Genomic DNA, 17,627 nt, shown 5'->3' on the forward strand with positions numbered 1-17,627 from the left:
CAACAAGGGAAGGGAGGCGCCCGCAGGCGCCCCCCGAGATCAGGTTATTTCAGCGGCCCCATCGGGGTTTCCGCCTCGACCATCGCCTGGGTCGCGGCCAGTTCCGGGTCCGAAACAAGGCCGTAAGCAGCCAGCGGGCCTTCCGGGCCGGCCATTTCGTCCGAGACGAAGAAGGTGATGAATTCCTTCAGGCCCGGGATCACGCCCAGATGCGCCTTCTTGACGTAGAAGTAGAGCGGACGCGAGACCGGATAATCGCCCTTGGCGATCGACTCGGTCGAGGGGACGACACCATTGATGGTGGCGACGCGCAGCTTGTCGGTGTTGTTCTGGTAGAACGACAGGCCGAAGACGCCGATGGCGTTCTTGTTGGCGTCGATGCGCGACAGCGTCTCGGTGTAGTCGCCGTCGATGTCCACGGCCACGCCATCGGTGCGCAGCGCGCCGCATTTCTTCACGACGTCTTTTTTCTTCGCATCCTCGTCGGCGCCTTCGGCCGTCGCCATGTAAAGATCATAGGCGCCGGTGGCCTTGCAGCCTTCTTCCAGCACTTCGATGTCGAAGACCTCGCGGGTGCCATGTTTGGTGCCCGGGATGAAGGTCAGGATGTCTTGCGCGGGCAGCTTGGCGTTCACCTCGGCCCAGGTCTTGGCGGTGTTGTCGACCAGCGCGCCGTCCTTCACCACTTTCGCCGAGATCGCGCCGAAGATGTCGGCGGGGGTGAAGGCGAATTCCGGGCCCTTGATGTCGCTGGCGAAGACGATGCCGTCATAGCCGATGCGGACTTCCATGATGTCCTCGACGCCGTTCGCCTTGCAGGTGTCGATGTCCGACTGCTTGATGCGCGACGAGGAGTTGGCGATGTCGATGGTGTTTTCGCCCACGCCTTCGCACAGCTTCTTGCGGCCAGCGCCAGACCCGCCGCCTTCGACGACCGGGGTCTTGAAGTCGAAGTTTTCGCCAAAGGCTTCGGCGACGATGGTGGCATAGGGCAGGACGGTCGAAGACCCGGCCGCCTGAATCTGGTCACGCGCGGCGGCACCGGTGGCCGAGGCGGCAACGATGGCAAGCGCCGAGACGCCGAATTTCACGAAAGTCATGGATCACTCCTGAAGATCTGGAAGGGCCGTTAAGACCTTGGCAACCCCTCTAGGCTCGGGTCGTGACGCTTATGCAAAAGATATATGACAGCTGTGTGACAAACGCTCGTCACGCCCGGCGCAGCGCGGCGGCGATCAGATCGGCGACCTCGGACCGTTCGCCGATGGCGGGCAGCAGGCGGCCGCGAAACCCCGCAAGGACAAGCGCTTCGGGAATGTCGCGCGCGACATGACCGGCGCGCAGGGCGAAAAAGGGCAGACAGATCGCCTCGGGATGCTGCGCCGCAATGTCGCGCAGATGCGGATCTTCCTCAAGAAAGGCCGGCACGATGCGCCGACCGGGCAGATGGGCGCCGATTCGTTCGGCCATCGCCATCGTCGCCATCCGCGAGCTGCGCGCCACCTGAGAACCATGCGCGCAGAGAATCAGATCCCCCGGACCGGCCTCGGCCACGGCCTTGATCACCAGCGCGGGCAGGCCCGGATCGGCGCCGAAGGGCGAAAGGATCTCGGCCCGGCTGCCCAGATCGGCCAGCCGCCGCGGCAATTGCCGCGAGGTGAACCAGCCCTCGGCCATGAAAAACGGATAGATCCGCGCCCGCGGCAGGGTTTCCAGCACGCGGGCCAGCGCACCCGGTTTCGCCAGCGTCGCCGCCAGCACCCGCGTCCCGGGCAGGCGCGCGCCGACCTGCTGCGCCAGCGCGGCCAGCGCGGCCTCGGCCGGGTCGGGGTTCGAGGGGAAACCATGGGCGACGAGGATGAAATCGGACATCCGCAAGACCTAGCGCGAAAGCCCGGCCTGACAAGTCGGCCGCCGCGCGACGCCGCGGCGTAGTTAACCAATCCCTGAGAACAAGCCCCTGAAATTGCATCATATTGTCAGGAATGCGCGATTGCGGGGAATCACCCCTTCCCGTAGAAAGAGAGCTACGGCCAGTATGGCCAGGACCCGAATACAGTTTCACGTGTGGTGCGTAGGGGAGCACGTGGGGTGAAGGAGGGTCCTGGTAGGGGTGCCGGGACCCTCCGGTTTTTTCGGGGGGACGTTTGCGTTTCCTGGCGCAAGGATCGCAGCCCGATCCGCTCAGGGATCAACGTCGCAGCCCGATCCGCTCAGGGATCGATCCCGCCCAGGTCGCAGACGATCTTCCATTCTTCTTCCGTCACCGGCTGCACCGAGAGCCGCATCGAGGTCACCAGCGCCATCTGCGCCAGCCGCGGATCGGCCTTGACCGTGGCCAGCGTCACCGGCGTCTTCAGGGGCCGCAGCGCGCGGATGTCGACGCAATCCCAGCGCGGATCCTCGGTGGTCGAATCGGGGTGGCTCAGCGCGCAGACCTCGACGATGCCGACGACTTCCTTGCCGATGTTCGAGTGGTAGAAGAACCCCTGATCCCCCAGCTGCATCGCCCGCATGTTGTTGCGCGCCAGATAGTTGCGCACCCCATGCCACTCTTCGCCGACCGCGCCCTTGGCCACCTGCATGTCCCAGGACCAGACATCGGGCTCGGATTTGAAGAGCCATTTCGCCATCAGCCGATCACCTTTTTCCATTCGGTGACGCTGACGCTGTCGAACAGACCGGCTGCCGCATAGGGATCGCCCGCCGCCCAGGCCTGCGCGGCATCCAGGCTGTCACAATCAAGGATCACCAGCGAGCCGCACATTTGCCCCGCCTCCAGAAACGGCCCGGCCATCGTCACGATGCCGGTCGTCTCGATATAGGCCAGATGCGCGGCGCGGGTGTCGAGCCGGGTTTGCAGCGCCCCGGGCTTGTCCTTGCAGATCACGGCGTAAAGCATTCATTCCTCCTTCAGCGGGCGAGAGAGCAGCGCCGTAACGGCGTCGGAAACGGAAATCTTTTGCGCACAAAGCGCGGCGATCATCGCGGCGATCGGCATCTCGATGCCGTGGCCCTGCGCAAGGTTCGTGACCGCCCGCGCCGTGGCGGCACCTTCGACCGTCACGCCCGGATCAAAGGCGGAGCCGCTGCCCAGCGCAATCCCGTAACGAAAGTTGCGCGATTGCAGCGAGGTGCAGGTCAGCACCAGATCGCCAAAGCCGGACAGGCCCATCAGCGTCTCGGGCCGGGCGCCCAGTTTCATCGCCAGCCGGTTCATCTCGGCAAAGCCGCGCGTCATCAGCGCGGCGCGGGCGGAATCGCCAAGCTCCGCCCCGATCACCACGCCCGCCGCAATCGCGATGACATTCTTCAAGGCGCCGCCCAGTTCGGCGCCGATCGTGTCGGTGGTACGGTAAAGCCGCAAGGTCGGGGTGGAGAGCCGCGCCTGCAGCCCGGGCGAATCGGTCCGGCAGGCCAAGGTCAGCGCGGTGGGCAGGCCGCGGGCGATATCGGCGGCGAAGCTTGGGCCGGTCAGAACCGCCGCCGCGGCGCCCGGACAGGCCGCCTCGATCAGCGCGACGGAGCCGCGTCCGGTCGCCAGATCGATCCCCTTCGAGCAGGAGACCAGCACCTTGCCGTCAAGCAACCCGGCGTTTTCGCGCAAAAACCCGCCCATCTTCTGCATCGGCACGCCCAGCAGCACGACCTCGCAGCCCGCGGCATCCTCGATCCGGTCGGTGACGGTCAGGCTGTCGGGCAGCACGGCCCCGGGCAGACGGCGGTCATTGCGACGGCTTTCCCGCATCTCGCGCACATGGGCGGCATCGCGGGCCCAGAGCAGCACCGGCCCGCGTTGGGCGAGCGAAATCGCCAAGGCGGTGCCGAAAGCCCCTGCCCCCAGAACCGCGACCGTCATGCCTTGGCCCCCTTCTTGCCAGAGCCAAGCATCGCCGGCGCCGTGGCATCCAGCGGCCAGCGCGGCCGGGCGATCAGATCGGCCGGGCTCGTAAGACCCAGGCGGAACCGCTCGATCCCCGCCCAGGCGATCATCGCCGCATTGTCGGTGCAAAGCCGCAAGGGCGGCGCGGTGAAACGCACGCCCAATCCGGCGCAGACCTGCTCCAAAGCCCCCCGGATGGCCCGGTTCGCCGCCACCCCCCCGGCCACGGCCAGGGCGGGCTGGTCCGGCGCGGTGTCGAGATAAACCGCCAGCGCACGGCGGGTCTTTTCCGCCAGCACATCGGCAATCGCCTGCTGAAACCCTGCGCAAAGATCGGCGCGGGTCTGCCGGAAAAGCCCGCCATGTGCCGAAATTTCCGTATCGCGGGCGCGCAAAAGCGCGGTCTTCAGCCCGGAAAAGGACAGATCGCAGCCGGGACGGTCGAGCAGCGGACGGGGAAACCGGAACGCCTTCGGATTGCCCTTGGCGGCCTCGGCCTCGACCGCGGGGCCGCCGGGCTGCGGCAGGCCCAGAAGCTTCGCCGCCTTGTCAAAGGCTTCGCCCGGGGCATCGTCGATCGTGCCGCCCAGCCGCGCGAAACTGTCCGGCCCGCGCACCAGCAGGAACTGGCAATGCCCGCCGGAAACCAGCAGCATCAGATAAGGAAAGGCGAGCCCGTCAGTCAGCCGCGGCGTCAGCGCATGACCCGCCAGATGGTTCACCCCCACCAGCGGCAGCCCGGTCCCGGCCGCCAGCCCGCGCGCGCACATCACGCCCGACATCACCCCGCCGATCAGCCCCGGCCCCGAGGTCACCGCGATGCCATCGAGATCGGCGAAGCCCAGCCCGGCCTCGGCCAAAGCCTCCGCGACGCAGGTATCGAGCTTTTCGGCATGGGCCCGCGCGGCGATCTCGGGCACGACGCCGCCAAAGGGCGCATGCAAAGCCACCTGCCCCGCCACGACCGAGGCCAGAACCGTGCCATCGGCACGCACCACCGCGGCGGCCGTGTCGTCGCAGCTCGATTCAAGGCCAAGGAAAGTCAGGGGTCTGGTCATGCCGATGTCGTTGCGCGGGGTCTTTCCTGCAGGTAACACCGGCTCAGGCATCGCACAACCCGAGGCGCCGATGAGCCCTGTTTCCCGACCGCCGCTTTTGTTGACCCGTCCCCGCGCCGGGTCCGAACGATTCGCCGCGCAGTTCCGCGCCCGGATGGGCGAGGACTGGCCGGTGCTGATCGCGCCGCTGCTGGAAACCGAACCGACCGGGGCCGCTTTGCCCGCGGCAAATGCGCTCATCTTCACCTCGGAACAGGCGGTGAAACCGCTGGCCGAATCGGCGCTGGCGGGCCTGCCCGCCTTTTGCGTCGGCGCGCGCACGGCGGCGATGGTGCGGCAGGCGGGCTTCCCGGTGCTGGCCGTTGCCCCCGATGCCGAACATCTGTGCGACGTGATCCTGACCGCCGCCGATCCGGGGCCGATCCTGCATGCGCGCGGCAGCGAAAGCGCCTTTCCCCTGGCCGAACGGCTTTGCGCGGCGGGGCGGAGGGTGGCCGAGGCGATCGTCTATGCGCAGCTGCCCCGCCCCCCCGGCCCCGAGATGCTGGCGCTTTTCGCGCAGCCCGGCCCGGTTCTGGTGCCGGTCTTTTCGCCCAACAGCGGCAAGTTGCTGACGCTTGCCGCGCAAGGGGCGCGCGCCGAGTTGCGTCTGGTGGCGATTTCCGAAAAGGCGGCCCGGGCCTGCACCGGCCTGCCTGCGACAAAGCTGCAGATTGCCGCGCGCCCCGATGCCGAAGCGCTGCTGGACGCACTTGTCGCACTGGCCTGAGAGCGGTTGAGGTTGAGCAGCACCGAGCCGCTCAATAGACTGCGGCAAAATGAAGACATCGCGCCGCGTTGCGCGACTTGGAGGAGTGTCCATGGCGAACCCGGACGAGACGGAGCGTGACAGCACCGCAGAAACCGCTGCGCAAACCCCTGAAATGTCTGACAAAGACGCAGGCGGCCCGGACGCGGACGTGACCGGCGCCAAGACCGAGGCCGCAGCGCAGGCGGCGCCCGAACCGGCGCCGAAACCCGCGACCGAATCAGCCCCGGCGAAACCGAAGCCCGTGCAGCCACCGCCGCGCGGGGGGATGTCGGTGGTCTGGGGGGGCATCATCGCCGCGGTGATCGGCTCGGTCGGCACGCTGGTGGTGCTGCCGAAACTGCCGCCGGAGCTGCGCGAAAAGGTGCTGCCGGGCGCGCAAAGCACGGTGGAGAAAGATCTGGCGGCGCAGGCGGCGAAGCTTGAGGCCGTGGTGAAGACGATGGCCGAGCTGCAGGCGGGCAATGCCGGCGTGGCGGCGCTGCAGACCGCGGTGGGGGAACTTTCCGGCAAGGTCCAGGCGCTGGAGACGCAGGGCGGCACCGCCCCCGCCGCGCCGGTCGATCTGTCCGGCGTGCAGGGGCAGATCGACGCGCTCAAGGCGATGGTCGAGAAGAGCCCGGCCTTTGCCTCGCAACAGCAGCTGGAGGTGGCGACCGCCGAAGCCAAGGCGAAGATCGCCGAGGCCGAGGCCGAGACCGCGAAGATCCGCGCCGACTCGGAGGCCGCGGCGAAAAAGGCGATCGCCCAGGCGGCGGTGGCCCGACTGCTGGCGGCCTTTGAAACCGATGCGCCGATCGATGGCGCGCTGGGCGATGTGGCGGCGGCGGGCGTTTCGGTGCCCGCGGCGCTGAAGGGCGATCTGCCCTCGATCGCCGCGCTCAAGGCGGCCTTCCCGGAGGCGGCGCGCAAAGCGCTGACCACCGCGCGCAAGGTCACGGCGGGGGAGACGATGACCGACAAGCTCGGCTCGTTCCTGCTGGCGCAGACCGGGGCCCGGTCGCTGACCGCGAAGGACGGGACCGGCCCGGATGCGGTGCTGTCGCGGGCGCAAACCGCGGTCGATGCGGCGCAATTCGATGCGGCGCTGACCGAGATCGCGGCCCTGCCCGAAGCGGCGCAGGCCGATCTGCAATCCTGGAAGGACATGGTGGCCAAGCGCGCAATCGCGCAGACCGCCATCGCCGACCTGACGCAATCCGTGCAATGAGGGGACGGCGATGATCTGGTCTTTCATTAAAATCTCGCTCTTCGTCGCTGTCGTGGTCGGGCTTGCCTTTGGCGCCGCCTGGCTTTCGGATCTTGGCGAAACCATCCGCATCATCGCCTTCGGGATCGAGCTGAACCTGGGCGCGCTGCAGGCGGTGATCCTGATCGGGCTTGCCATCGTGGCGATCTGGCTGGCGCTGAAGGTGCTGGGCTTCGTCTTCGCCTTCATCCGCTTCGTGACCGGCGATGAAACCGCGATCAGCCGCTATTTCGACCGCAACCGCGAGCGCAAGGGCTACGAGGCGCTGGCCGAGGGGATGCTGGCCGTCGCCTCGGGCGAATCGAAGCTGGCGGCGTCGAAGGCGAGCAGGGCCGAGCGCTACCTGCGCCGTCCCGAGCTGACGAACCTTCTGACCGCGCAGGCGGCGATGATGAACGGCGACACCCGCAAGGCCGAAGAGGTCTATCGCAAGCTTCTGGCCGATCAGCGCACCCGCTTTGTCGGCGTGCAGGGGCTTTTGTCGCAGAAACTAGCCGAGGGCGACACCGATACCGCGGTGAAGCTGGCGCAAAAGGCCTTTGCGCTCAATCCGAAGAACCTCGAGGTGCAGAACACGCTGTTCAAGCTGCAGACCGAGGTCGGCGACTGGAAGGGCGCGCGCGACGTGCTGCTGGCGAAGATGCGTCAGGGGCAGCTGCCGAAAGACGTGCACAAGCGTCGCGATGCCGTTCTGGCGCTGCAGGAGGCCAAGGCGGTGCTGGATGGCGGCACCTCGATCGAGGCGCAGGAAGCGGCGATTGCCGCGGCCAAGGCCTCGCCCGACCTGATTCCCGCGGCGGCGATGGCGGCCAAGGCGCATTACGACAAGGGCGATGCGAAATCGGCAACCCGCGTGCTGCTGAAGGCCTGGGAGGCGCAGCCGCACCCGGATCTGGCCGCCGTCTTCGCCTCGATGGTGCCGGGCGAATCGGCGACCGAACGGCTCAAGCGCTTCGAAAAGCTGCTCTCGCTGCGCCCCGATCACGAGGAAACCCGGCTTTTGCGCGCCGAGCTTTGCATCGCGGCCGAGGATTTCCCGGCGGCGCGGCGGGCTTTGGGCAATCTGGTCGAGACCAACCCGACCTCGCGCGTGCTGACGCTGATGGCGGCGATCGAGCGCGGCGAGGGCGAGGATGACGCGGTGGTCCGCGGCTGGCTGGCCAAGGCGCTGACGGCGCCGCGCGGCAAGCAATGGTGCTGCGACAAGTGCCAGAACATCCAGTCGCAATGGGGTCCGGTCTGCGACAATTGCGGCGGTTTCGACACGCTGAGCTGGCGGGAACCGGCGCATAACAACATGCCCCTGCCCAATGGGGCCGAGATGCTGCCGCTGATCGTGGCGAAGGGCACGAAAGCCGATACGGGCGAAACCCTTGAAGGAACCGCCCGCGCTTTGAGCGAACGCGAAAAATAGGGCTACACATCCCCGCAAGGGCGTGCTATCCGCGCGCCACAGTGCCGGTGTAGCTCAGCTGGTAGAGCACGTCATTCGTAATGATGGGGTCGGGGGTTCGAGTCCCTTCACCGGCACCACTGAACAGGAAAGGCTGGCAACCCTGCGGTTGCCAGCCTTTTCCTTTGGGCCCTGGCCGATTCGTTTCGACCCTGTCCGGGCCGGTCAGTTCGAATCCTGCCGCGCGATATCCGAGATCAGCACGTTCAGCACCAGATCGCCCAGAACGCTCTGCGAAGCCTCGGTCAAGGCGCGGCGCAGATCGGTCATGTTGGCCGTATCGGTGAACGACCCTTCGAAACCGCCCGCATTGGCGTGATCGAACAGAACCTGCAGCAGAACATCGCGCAGCTTCGGTTCCACGGCATAGACCTTTTCGGTGCTGCCCACCGTCACTTCAAGGCTGAGCGACAGGACCACCAGCGAAGCCACCGCGCCCTTCTTGATCACCGGAATGACGAACTGGTTGTTCATCTTGACATATTCGATGGTCGGAGCAGCCTCTTCGCCCTCGGCAGTTTCGCCCTCGGCGGCGGCATGGTCGCCCGCCGCCTTCTCGGGCGCAGGTTTGGCCGCGGCGGGGGCGGCTTCGCCCTCGGCACCGGCTTCGGCCGCGACCTCTTCGGGCGGCGGCGGCGGCGGGCGCAGGAAATACCCGGCCGCCCCGCCTCCGGCGAGCCCGATCACTGCAAGCACAACGGGGAGAATGATCTTCAGCATGGCACCCTCAGAACGGAAGAAGGATATCGGCGACCTGCTGGCCGTACCGCGGCTGCTGCACGTCGGTGATCTGGCCACGGCCGCCATAGGAGATCCGCGCCCCGGCGATCTTGTCGTAGGTGATCTCGTTCTGGCGGCTGACGTCTTCAGGCCGCACGAAACCGGTCACGATCAGTTCGCGCACTTCGAAATTGACCCGGACTTCCTGGCTGCCCTGGATCCGCAGCACGCCGTTCGGCAGCCGGTCCAGCACCGTGGCCGCCACCCGCAGCGTCAGCTTTTCCTTGCGCGCCACCGAGCCATCGCCCTTGTAGGACGAGGCCGAGCCGGTTTCATAGGCCTCGGCCATGCTGGCGCCTTCGGGCAATTGCGCGTCCAATCGCTGCGGGATGCCGAACAGCGAGGGAATCCCCATCTTGTCCGAGCTTGCGCGCGAACGGTCGGAGGTGTTCGAGATCTCCGCCTTGTCGTCGATCTCGATCACCACGGTCATGATGTCGCCCCGCGTCGCCGCCCGACGGTCGCCCAGAAGCGAGCCGCGGTTGCCCGACCACAGCGACGCTTCCTGCGCCCGGGTCTGTCGCAGCACGTCTTCGGGCAGCGGCGGGCTGTTCATCGCGAAAAATTCGTCGCTGCCTTCAACGGTATTGAACTCGGGCGCCTTGCCGACCTGTTCGAGCCGACCGCAGGCCGCCAGCGAAAGGGCCATGAAAACGAAAAGGATGGAACGCATGAGACAGGCTTTCAGTGAGGTTGGACGTAGGCGACGCCATCGGCGCCGAGCTGGGCGAACAGCGTCGCCTTGGACGTGATGTTCATCACCCGGATCGTGTCGCCCACAGCGCCGCGATCCAGCGCCCGGCCCTCGGTGAGGATCGAGAGGCTGCCGTCGCGATAGGCCAGCGGCACCATCTGATTGCGTTCGATCACCGCGGGCGCCACCAGATCGGCGGCGCTGATCGGCTGTTGCGGATAGATCGCGGTCCGGGTCTCAAGGCCGACCGCCGCCAGCGGATCGGTGAGCGCCCCGGGCACGGTGTCTTCGGAAATCGCCAGATCCGATTCGGTGATCACGGTCTGCGCCCGCAAGGTGCGCGCGGCGACGACGGAGCCGGCCTCGGCAAGGGCGGGCAGCGTCGCCAGAACAAGGGCAAGGGTCAGACGGATCATCAGCGCACCTGTGTCGTCGCTTGCAGCATCTCGTCGGCGGCGGTGATCACCTTGGCGTTCATCTCGTAGCCGCGCTGCGCCTTGATCAGTTCGGTGATCTCGCGCACCGCATCGACCGAACTTTCCTCGAGATAACCCTGCTTGAGCACCCCGAGCCCGTCGGCTCCGGGCGTGGAGACGGTCGGCGCCCCCGAGGCCTCGGTTTCGAGAAACAGGTTCGAGCCGATCGCTTCGAGCCCTTTTTCGTTGGTGAACCCGGCCAGCGTGATCTGCCCCAGCAGCTGCGGCTGCACCTGATTGGTGAAATAGGCGTAAACCTCGCCCGCGGCATTGATCGAGATCGTCGTCGCATCGTCGGGCAGGGTGATTCCCGGCACCACCGGATAGCCGTCCGAGGTGACGATCTGCCCGTCGGCCGAGCGTTTGAGCCCGCCGTCGCGGGTATAGGCGGAGGCCCCCGAGGGCAGGGTCACCTCAAGGAAGCCATAGCCGTCGATCGCCAGATCGAGATCGCCGCCGGTGGAGGCCAGCGAGCCCTGCGCCAGGGTGACACTGACCGCGGTCGGGCGCACGCCCAGACCGATCTGCACGCCCGCAGGAACGATGGTGCCGTCGTTGGCGGTGATCGTGCCCGGGCGGGTCGCCTGCTGATACATCAGATCGGCGAATTCGGCGCGGCGGGCGTTGTAGCCCGTCGTCGACATGTTGGCGAGGTTGTTCGAGATGACTTCGACCCGCATCTGCTGGGCGCTCATCCCGGTGGCGGCAATCTGCAGGGCGCGCATCGGGTGTTTCCTTTACTTCAGCGTCGAGATGACGTTGCGAATCCGTTCGTCTTCGCGGTCGAGGAAGGTCTGGCCCAGCTCATAGGCCCGTTGCACCTCGACCATCCGGGCGATTTCCCGCACCGGATCGACGTTCGACTGTTCGACCGCGCCCTGCATGACGCGGGCGTTTTCGGCCGGAACCGTGCCTTCGGGCACGGCGAATCGGGTGCCCGCCTGCAGGCTGATCGAGGTGGAATTCTGCGGCTCGTAAAGGCCGAGCTGCGCCAGCGGCTGCCCCTTGGCCGAAAGCGTGCCATCCTCGCCGACGGCGATCGGCCCCTGATCGGCGGGCAGGAAGATCGGCGAGCCGCCGTTGTCGAGCACGCGGAACCCTTCGGGCGTGACCAGCTCGCCCTCGGGCGAGCGCAGGAAACTGCCCGCGCGGGTCAGCTGATTGCCCTCGGGCGTCTCGACCATGAAGAAGCCCTTGCCCTGAATGGCGAAATCGAGCTGGTTTCCGGTCGAGGCGATCGCCCCGTCTTCGAAATCGATGGTGCGGCCGCTGGCATGGGCCATCGAGAGGGAGGCCTCGTCCCCCTCGAGGGAGTCGACATATTCCGAAAACACCACCCCTTCGCGGCGGAAGCCGGTGGTGTTGACGTTGGCCATGTTGTTGGCGACCACCTGCATCTCGCGCATCAGGCCGGATTGGCGCGACAGGGCGGCATAGATCGTATTGTCCATGGCTCAGCTTCCGACGATGAGCGGGATGATCCCGGAGGTGAAGAAATCCACGAGCGTCTCGGACATGAAGGACATCGACACCCAGTAGACGACCAGCATGGCCCCCACCTTCGGGACGAAGGTCAGCGTCATTTCCTGAACCGAGGTGAGTGCCTGGAAGAGGCCGATGGCGACCCCGGCGACGAGTGCCACGACAAGCATCGGCGCCGAGATCATCACTGCTATCCAGAGCCCTTCCCGCATCGCGTCAAAAAAGACGAGATCGGGCATCTTACACCGGCATCCGGAGGATTTCCTGATAGGCCTCGACGACCTTGTTGCGCACCGTCACCGCGGTCTCGACCGCAAGTTCGGTCTGGGCGAGCGCCTGAACGAGCGTATGCGGATCGGCATTGCCAAGCATGGCGGCTTTCGCCGTATCCTCGCTTTGCTGCATCGTGTCGAGGAAGCTCGTGGCGATCTTGCCCAGCCCCCCGTCCCGATCCGCGTTGGAATTTCCGGCAAGCGGGGTGGCCGCCGAACGCGCCTGGGCATAGCCCTGGGTCGCAAGAGAAGTCTTGATGTCCATTCTGGACCTCCGTCTTCAGGTTTCAACGACGCAGCAGCTCCATCAGCGCCGACGACATCTGCCGGGTCTGATCGAACATTCTGAGGTTCGCCTCGTAGCTGCGCTGCGCTTGACGCGCGTCTGCAACTTCGACCACCAGATCGACATTCGAGCCGTCGTAGTAGCCGTTCTCGTCGGCCAGCGGGCTGCCCGGATCATAGATTCGGGCCAGTTCCTTCTGGTCGAGTTCGACAGGACCGAGTTGAACCCCGGTCGCCCCGCCGTCCTTCTGCGCCGCAAGCTCCTCGAAGCTGACCACCTTGCGGTGGTAGCCGGGGGTGTCGACGTTCGCGATGTTCTCCGAGACGTGGCGCAGGCGCATGGATTGCGCCTTCAGACCCGAGGCGGAGACCGAAAGAGTGGAAGTGAAATCGCCCATGATCAGCCCCGGCCAAGGCTGGCGCGCAGCACGTTGAGGGAGGATTTGTAGATCGCAAGGGCGCGGTCGTGCTGCCGTTTGACATCGACGGCCTTGACCATCTCGTCTTCAAGCGACACCCCGTTGCCGTCGGGCGAGGTGGCGTCCGGCGCCCGATCCTCGGTCACGGAGACGGCGTAAGAGCCGCTGGCGCCGATATGACCGGGCCGGGTGGCCCGCATCGGCTGCGCATGTTCGGTCCGGTAGCTGTCGGCAAAGGACACGACATCCTTGGCGCGGTAACCGGGGGTATCGGCATTGGCGATGTTGGTCGCAACCGCCCCTTCACGCAAGGCTGCATGGCGGGCCATGGCTTGCGACATCTGGAAGACTTCGAGTTTTTCGAACATCGGGGTTTCTCCTCCGAGCTATCAACCAAGGCTTAAGAGAGAATCGTTTAAAAAACGTTTCAAGAACACCGAACCGAAGACACGGGGGCCAGAATGGCGTTGAACGGACTCGAACGACTGCAGGCAGAGATCGCGGATGTGGGGGCAGTGCACCCCGTCGGGCGGGTCTTCGAGGTGGGCAAGGGCACGATCGAGGTCAGCGGCCTGACCGCACGGGCGACGCTGGGGGACAGGGCGCGAATCCATGCCCAGTCCGGTCCGGTCTTCGGGGCCGAGGTGATCGCGCTGCGCCGGGGCGCGGTGACACTGCTGGCCGATTGCGCGGTCGAGGGCGTGGCCATCGGCGACCGCGTCGAGGTGCTGGGACAGGCGGGGATCGCCCCCGACGACAGCTGGATCGGGCGCATCGTCGACCCCTTCGGACGTCCGCTGGATGGTCGGCCGCTGCTGCGCGGCGGTCACGACCGCAACATCCGCGCCACCCCCCCGCCCGCCGCCTTCCGTCGCCGTCTGGGGGACAGGGTCGAGACCGGCCTTGATGCGTTCAACACCCTGTTGCCGCTGGTGCGCGGGCAGCGCATCGGCCTCTTTGCGGGCTCGGGCGTCGGAAAATCCTCGCTTCTGGCGAAATTCGCCAAGGGGGTCGCCGCCGATGTGGTGGTGATCGCCCTGATCGGCGAGCGCGGCCGCGAGCTGCGCGAATTCGTCGAAAAGACGCTGGGACCAGAGGGCATGGCGCGGTCGGTGATCGTCGCCGCGACCTCGGACCAGTCACCGCTGGTCCGGCGCCGCTGCGGCTGGGCGGCGATGACGGTGGCCGAATATTTCCGCGATCAGGGCAAACATGTGCTGTTTCTGGCCGACAGCGTGACGCGCTTTGCCGAGGCGCATCGCGAAGTGGCGCTGGCGGCGGGGGAACCGCCCAGCCTGCGCGGCTATCCGCCCTCGACCTCGCATCAGATCATGTCGCTGGCGGAACGGTCCGGCCCCGGGATGGAGGGGGCCGGCGACATCACGGCGGTGTTTTCGGTGCTGGTGGCGGGATCGGACATGGAAGAGCCGGTGGCCGACATCCTGCGCGGGACGCTTGATGGTCACGTGGTGCTGGATCGGGGCATCGCCGAACGTGGCCGATTCCCGGCCATCGATCTGCTGCGCTCGGTGTCGCGGTCGCTGCCGGATGCCGCGACCCCGGCCGAGAACGAGCTGATCGCCAAGGCGCGCAAGCTTCTGGGCGCCTACGACCGGGCCGAGATGATGATTCAGGCGGGTCTTTATGCGGCAGGCAGCGATCCGGTGATCGACGCCGCGATCAAGGTCTGGCCTGCGCTGGACGGTTTTCTGGCCCGCGATGCGGCGGATGGCACGCGTTCGAGCTTTTCGCGGCTCAGCGTGGCCCTGGCACCTGCCGGGTGAGCCACCCGGCCGCTGGCGCCTTCAGACGCGTTTCGACAGCAGGGAGGTGACGGAGCCGCCTGCCTGCAGCAATTGCAGGGCGACGCTGCCGGAGGAGATGGTGCTGTTCGTCTCGAGCTGCGAGCGCACCAGATAGAGCCGGATGGTCTTTTCCATCACCGCACTGTCCGAGAAGGTGGAAAAGTCGGAACTGCCCAGAACGGATTTCGCCTTCTGGGTATAGATGACCAGCTGCTGATCGACATCAAGCGAACTGACGCTCTCGGGCAGGCCAAGGGCCGTCCGCATTACCGTGCTCAGCGACTTCGAGCCGATCACCGAATACCATTTCGCATTGTTGGTGCTGGAGGAGGCGACCAGTTCGCCCAGATCGCGCTGCGCCGCCATCGCAAGGCGATAGCTCTCGTCACTCTCGCCGACGGCGGTTTCGAACTGCCGGGTCTCGTATTTGGCCAGGATCTCGTCGGCAAAACCGCTGGTCTGCGTGCGCGGCGCATCGGGATTGTCGCCAAAGCCGAAGGCGGTCGCCAGCTTGAGATAGGTCTTGTCGGCCAGCTTGTTGGCAAGGCCGGTCTTGTCGTCCGCGGCGGTTTCCAGAACCTTGCGGATGAAGAACTTGTTGTCGATGTCGGAGTCGAGCCCGAAGGCGCCCAGCGCCACTTTCAACAGCCGACGATCCGAGACCAGATCCTCCGCCGTCGTGATCGAGCCGATCTTGGCGCGAAAGTAATCTTCGTCGCGCTTGATGTCGGCAGAGGCGGCAAAGGCCGCCTTCTGCTTTTCCATGGTCCGGTTCAACAACTTCCAGCCCGCATAACCGCTGGCCGGAATGACCGGCGTGTAGCTCATGCGCTGCCGGCGGCGAGGAGCCGCTCCTCCCGTGGCAAGAGCGCCCGCAGCGATTTCAGCGCCTGATAATGCTGATCCTCCAGCACGGCGGCCGTCGCCTGCGTCAGATGGGCCCGGCTGTCGTGATCGGTCAGAACCTGGCTGAGCTGCTCGATGCCGCGCAAAAGCTGCATCCGCGCTTCCGAGGATTCGGCGTCGCCGGACAGAACCAGCTGCGCGATGTAGCAGACGCGCCGCACCGGGGTATTGACTTCCTCGGGGTGGATCGCGTCGCGCAGGCGCAGGATATGGGCATTGGGCGTCATGATCGCGAGACGGGAGCGGCGATCGCCATTTTCAATGACGGCGCCGTTGATCAGAACGCGTTCCTTCGGGGCAAGTTTCAGGACAAGACCGGTCATTCCGCACCGCCCTCGCGACGCAGGCCGCGCATGATCGCGGTGTTGATGTCGATCAGAACATCGACCGAGGCCTCGCCCTTGAGAACCTTGGCGCTGTGCGCCTGGGTGAACTGGTTGAGGTAGAAGATGCGCGCCCGGAGCGTATCGGGAAGCTCGTTGTCGGGCAGGGCGACATCGACCGCAAGGGTCGTCCACAGACGACGATTGTCATAAAGGGCACGCACAACTGCGGGAAAGTTTGATTTTTCCAGACCGGCCGCCTGTTTCAGGCGGTGCGTCACGCGCGCGAAGATTTCATATTCGGTGCCGCGCAGGGTACGGGTGGGCTGACCGGGGTTTGCATAGGCCGTTTTGGCCAGAATCGTGGCGTTCACAGGAATACCTTCCAGTGGCGAGAGGGGTCAGATCGCGGCTTTGCCGCGGGAAGAGGGGGCGCCGTCAAGGCGCCCCCGAGAAGGTCATTACTTGAAGAGCGACAGGATCGATTGCGGCTGCTGGTTGGCGATCGAGAGCGACTGGATGCCCAGCTGCTGCTGCGTTTGCAGCGCCTGCAGACGCGCCGAAGCCTCTTCCATGTCGGCGTCGACAAGGGCGCCGATCCCGGTCTTCAGCGCATCGCCCAGATCGCTGACGAAGGTCGCCTGGCTTTCGATCCGCGATTCGACGGCACCGAAGGCCGCAGCGGCATCGATGGCCCCGTTGATCATCGACTCGATCTCGGCCACGGTGTTGGACGAGGTGAAGCCGTTCAGCCCCGCCAGCGGACCGGACCCCGCCGCGTTGATCGCAACGCTCATGTTGACACCAAGCGTGTTGGCGGCATCGACGTTGATCGTCAGGTCGGCCGGGTTGGTCGCGGGATCGTAGGTCGCGGTGATCCCGCTCATCCCGGCGCCCATCACCTGGCTGAACAGGTTCGCGGTCGCGACTTCGTTCACATCCGAGCCCGAGTCCACATCGGCTTGCGAGACGGTGTAGCTGAAGCTGCGATCCGCGATCGCCAGGGTCACGGTCTCCCCAACGGCCATACCGGACAGCGCGAAACCTTCCGAAGCGCCCGCGGCAATCGCCGAAGCCCCCTTGTTCGTCCCGGCCGCGACGAAGTTGGTCGCGTTGGCACCGGCAGCCACCGCACCGGTCGCAACCGTGGTGGCGGTGGTGCTCATGTCCTGACGGGCGATGTTGATCGTGTTCGTCGAGACGGTGTTGCCCGAGCGGTCGAGCGAGCCGAGGATCGTTTCGTTCCCCGCCGAGCTGATCAGGTTGACGCCATTGAACTGCGCGCCGCTGATCTTCGATTCGATCATGCTGACAAGTTCGCCGATCTCGTCGTCGAGCTTGCCGGTATCGGCCGAGGGATCCTGCGCCGCGACGATCTTCTCCTTGATCGTCTTCAGGTCTTCGGTGATCGATTCAACGGCGGTCCGGGCCACCGACACCATCGACTGACCGGTGGCGAGGCTGGTCGAGACCGACTCAAAGCCGCTGACGTCCGATTCCATCACTTTCGAGATGGCCCAGACGGCCGAGTTGTCCTTGGCCGAAGCCACGGTCTTGCCGGTCGAGATTTCCGACTGGGTCTTGGCGAGGTTCGAGTTGATGCCCTTGAGGGTCTGCAGCGCGACCATCGCGCTGGTGTTGGTGTTGATGCTGGACATGTCAGGTCCTTCGTCTTTGGCGCTTTGCGCCGGGTTTCACTTGCCGTCGGTAAAACGGCGCCTACGGCTTTCTGAC

23 protein-coding genes and 1 tRNA gene are annotated in these 17,627 nt (G+C 66.0%); 5 read left to right on the forward strand and 19 right to left on the reverse strand.

The window, feature by feature from the left end:
• Positions 1 to 44: 44 nt before the first annotated feature.
• From FBT96_RS01830 to tsaD, 6 genes are all read right to left on the reverse strand, one after another.
• Entirely contained in the window at positions 45 to 1,100 is a 1,056-nt protein-coding gene (locus FBT96_RS01830; protein ID WP_136904691.1) for a substrate-binding domain-containing protein, read from the reverse strand.
• A 109-nt stretch (positions 1,101 to 1,209) separates the two neighbouring features.
• Positions 1,210 to 1,872: a CbiX/SirB N-terminal domain-containing protein gene (locus FBT96_RS01835; protein ID WP_136904692.1), complete on the reverse strand. Its 663-nt coding sequence runs from the start codon at positions 1,870 to 1,872 to the stop codon at positions 1,210 to 1,212.
• Positions 1,873 to 2,213: 341 nt separating this feature from the next.
• The gene (locus FBT96_RS01840; protein ID WP_136904841.1) at positions 2,214 to 2,633 is read right to left on the reverse strand and encodes an EVE domain-containing protein; all 420 of its coding nucleotides are present in this window, start codon (positions 2,631 to 2,633) and stop codon (positions 2,214 to 2,216) included.
• Positions 2,633 to 2,902, reverse strand: a complete 270-nt coding sequence (locus FBT96_RS01845) for a YciI family protein (RefSeq protein ID WP_136904693.1) — start codon at positions 2,900 to 2,902, stop codon at positions 2,633 to 2,635. The genes FBT96_RS01840 and FBT96_RS01845 overlap by 1 nt, the downstream gene beginning before the upstream one ends.
• A complete protein-coding gene (locus tag FBT96_RS01850) occupies positions 2,903 to 3,859 on the reverse strand; it encodes an NAD(P)H-dependent glycerol-3-phosphate dehydrogenase (RefSeq protein ID WP_136904694.1) in 957 nt (318 codons plus the stop codon).
• Positions 3,856 to 4,941 (reverse strand): tRNA (adenosine(37)-N6)-threonylcarbamoyltransferase complex transferase subunit TsaD, encoded by a 1,086-nt coding sequence (tsaD, locus tag FBT96_RS01855; protein ID WP_136904695.1) that lies wholly within the window; start codon positions 4,939 to 4,941, stop codon positions 3,856 to 3,858. The genes FBT96_RS01850 and tsaD overlap by 4 nt, the downstream gene beginning before the upstream one ends.
• 70 nt (positions 4,942 to 5,011) lie before the next feature.
• On the opposite strand from tsaD, the gene FBT96_RS01860 reads away from it, so the two are divergent.
• The 4 genes from FBT96_RS01860 to FBT96_RS01875 all read left to right on the forward strand — a co-directional run bounded on the left by FBT96_RS01860 (position 5,012) and on the right by FBT96_RS01875 (position 8,531).
• Positions 5,012 to 5,710, forward strand: a complete 699-nt coding sequence (locus tag FBT96_RS01860) for a uroporphyrinogen-III synthase (RefSeq protein WP_169583118.1) — start codon at positions 5,012 to 5,014, stop codon at positions 5,708 to 5,710.
• Between the two features lie 154 nt (positions 5,711 to 5,864).
• A complete protein-coding gene (locus tag FBT96_RS01865) occupies positions 5,865 to 6,959 on the forward strand; it encodes a COG4223 family protein (protein WP_136904697.1) in 1,095 nt (364 codons plus the stop codon).
• Between the two features lie 10 nt (positions 6,960 to 6,969).
• Positions 6,970 to 8,412: a heme biosynthesis protein HemY gene (locus FBT96_RS01870; RefSeq protein WP_136904698.1), complete on the forward strand. Its 1,443-nt coding sequence runs from the start codon at positions 6,970 to 6,972 to the stop codon at positions 8,410 to 8,412.
• A 43-nt stretch (positions 8,413 to 8,455) separates the two neighbouring features.
• Positions 8,456 to 8,531: transfer RNA gene (locus FBT96_RS01875), tRNA-Thr, on the forward strand.
• Positions 8,532 to 8,616: 85 nt separating this feature from the next.
• Here FBT96_RS01875 and FBT96_RS01880 read toward each other — a convergent pair.
• Genes FBT96_RS01880 through FBT96_RS01920 form a run of 9 tightly spaced genes read right to left on the reverse strand, consistent with a single transcriptional unit; the run spans position 8,617 to position 13,227 of the window.
• Entirely contained in the window at positions 8,617 to 9,171 is a 555-nt protein-coding gene (locus FBT96_RS01880) for a flagellar basal body-associated FliL family protein (protein ID WP_136904699.1), read from the reverse strand.
• Between the two features lie 7 nt (positions 9,172 to 9,178).
• Complete coding sequence (gene flgH, locus FBT96_RS01885; protein WP_136904700.1) at positions 9,179 to 9,904, reverse strand: flagellar basal body L-ring protein FlgH; 726 nt, start codon at positions 9,902 to 9,904, stop codon at positions 9,179 to 9,181.
• 11 nt (positions 9,905 to 9,915) lie between these two features.
• The gene (flgA, locus tag FBT96_RS01890; RefSeq protein ID WP_136904701.1) at positions 9,916 to 10,341 is read right to left on the reverse strand and encodes a flagellar basal body P-ring formation chaperone FlgA; all 426 of its coding nucleotides are present in this window, start codon (positions 10,339 to 10,341) and stop codon (positions 9,916 to 9,918) included.
• Positions 10,341 to 11,126 carry a flagellar basal-body rod protein FlgG gene (gene flgG / locus FBT96_RS01895; RefSeq protein ID WP_136904702.1) on the reverse strand — a complete coding sequence of 262 codons (786 nt, stop codon included), beginning with the start codon at positions 11,124 to 11,126 and terminating at the stop codon, positions 10,341 to 10,343. Before flgG ends, flgA begins: the two co-directional genes overlap by 1 nt.
• Positions 11,127 to 11,138: 12 nt before the next feature.
• On the reverse strand, positions 11,139 to 11,852 hold the full coding sequence (locus FBT96_RS01900) for a flagellar hook-basal body complex protein (RefSeq protein WP_136904703.1): 714 nt from the start codon (positions 11,850 to 11,852) through the stop codon (positions 11,139 to 11,141).
• Positions 11,853 to 11,855: 3 nt separating this feature from the next.
• Positions 11,856 to 12,122: a flagellar biosynthetic protein FliQ gene (locus FBT96_RS01905; protein ID WP_013069213.1), complete on the reverse strand. Its 267-nt coding sequence runs from the start codon at positions 12,120 to 12,122 to the stop codon at positions 11,856 to 11,858.
• Position 12,123: 1 nt separating this feature from the next.
• Positions 12,124 to 12,420, reverse strand: coding sequence for a flagellar hook-basal body complex protein FliE (gene fliE, locus FBT96_RS01910; RefSeq protein ID WP_136904704.1), 297 nt, complete (start codon positions 12,418 to 12,420; stop codon positions 12,124 to 12,126).
• Between the two features lie 22 nt (positions 12,421 to 12,442).
• Positions 12,443 to 12,838, reverse strand: coding sequence for a flagellar basal body rod protein FlgC (gene flgC, locus FBT96_RS01915; RefSeq protein ID WP_136904705.1), 396 nt, complete (start codon positions 12,836 to 12,838; stop codon positions 12,443 to 12,445).
• Positions 12,839 to 12,840: 2 nt separating this feature from the next.
• On the reverse strand, positions 12,841 to 13,227 hold the full coding sequence (locus FBT96_RS01920) for a FlgB family protein (protein WP_136904706.1): 387 nt from the start codon (positions 13,225 to 13,227) through the stop codon (positions 12,841 to 12,843).
• Positions 13,228 to 13,320: 93 nt separating this feature from the next.
• On the opposite strand from FBT96_RS01920, the gene FBT96_RS01925 reads away from it, so the two are divergent.
• On the forward strand, positions 13,321 to 14,643 hold the full coding sequence (locus tag FBT96_RS01925) for a FliI/YscN family ATPase (RefSeq protein ID WP_136904707.1): 1,323 nt from the start codon (positions 13,321 to 13,323) through the stop codon (positions 14,641 to 14,643).
• A gap of 21 nt (positions 14,644 to 14,664) precedes the next feature.
• On the opposite strand, the gene FBT96_RS01930 is transcribed toward FBT96_RS01925, so the two are convergent.
• The 4 genes from FBT96_RS01930 to FBT96_RS21405 form a co-directional block, all read right to left on the reverse strand.
• A complete protein-coding gene (locus FBT96_RS01930; RefSeq protein WP_136904708.1) occupies positions 14,665 to 15,492 on the reverse strand; it encodes a DUF1217 domain-containing protein in 828 nt (275 codons plus the stop codon).
• Positions 15,489 to 15,893, reverse strand: a complete 405-nt coding sequence (gene flbT / locus FBT96_RS01935; RefSeq protein WP_055210282.1) for a flagellar biosynthesis repressor FlbT — start codon at positions 15,891 to 15,893, stop codon at positions 15,489 to 15,491. The genes FBT96_RS01930 and flbT overlap by 4 nt, the downstream gene beginning before the upstream one ends.
• Positions 15,890 to 16,267: a flagellar biosynthesis regulator FlaF gene (gene flaF, locus FBT96_RS01940; RefSeq protein WP_055210283.1), complete on the reverse strand. Its 378-nt coding sequence runs from the start codon at positions 16,265 to 16,267 to the stop codon at positions 15,890 to 15,892. Before flaF ends, flbT begins: the two co-directional genes overlap by 4 nt.
• Positions 16,268 to 16,354: 87 nt before the next feature.
• On the reverse strand, positions 16,355 to 17,551 hold the full coding sequence (locus FBT96_RS21405) for a flagellin (protein ID WP_136904709.1): 1,197 nt from the start codon (positions 17,549 to 17,551) through the stop codon (positions 16,355 to 16,357).
• Between the last annotated feature and the right edge of the window lie 76 nt (positions 17,552 to 17,627).

It is taken from the genome of Rhodobacter capsulatus, from assembly GCF_005144475.1.
Lineage (GTDB): Bacteria > Pseudomonadota > Alphaproteobacteria > Rhodobacterales > Rhodobacteraceae > Rhodobacter > Rhodobacter capsulatus_C.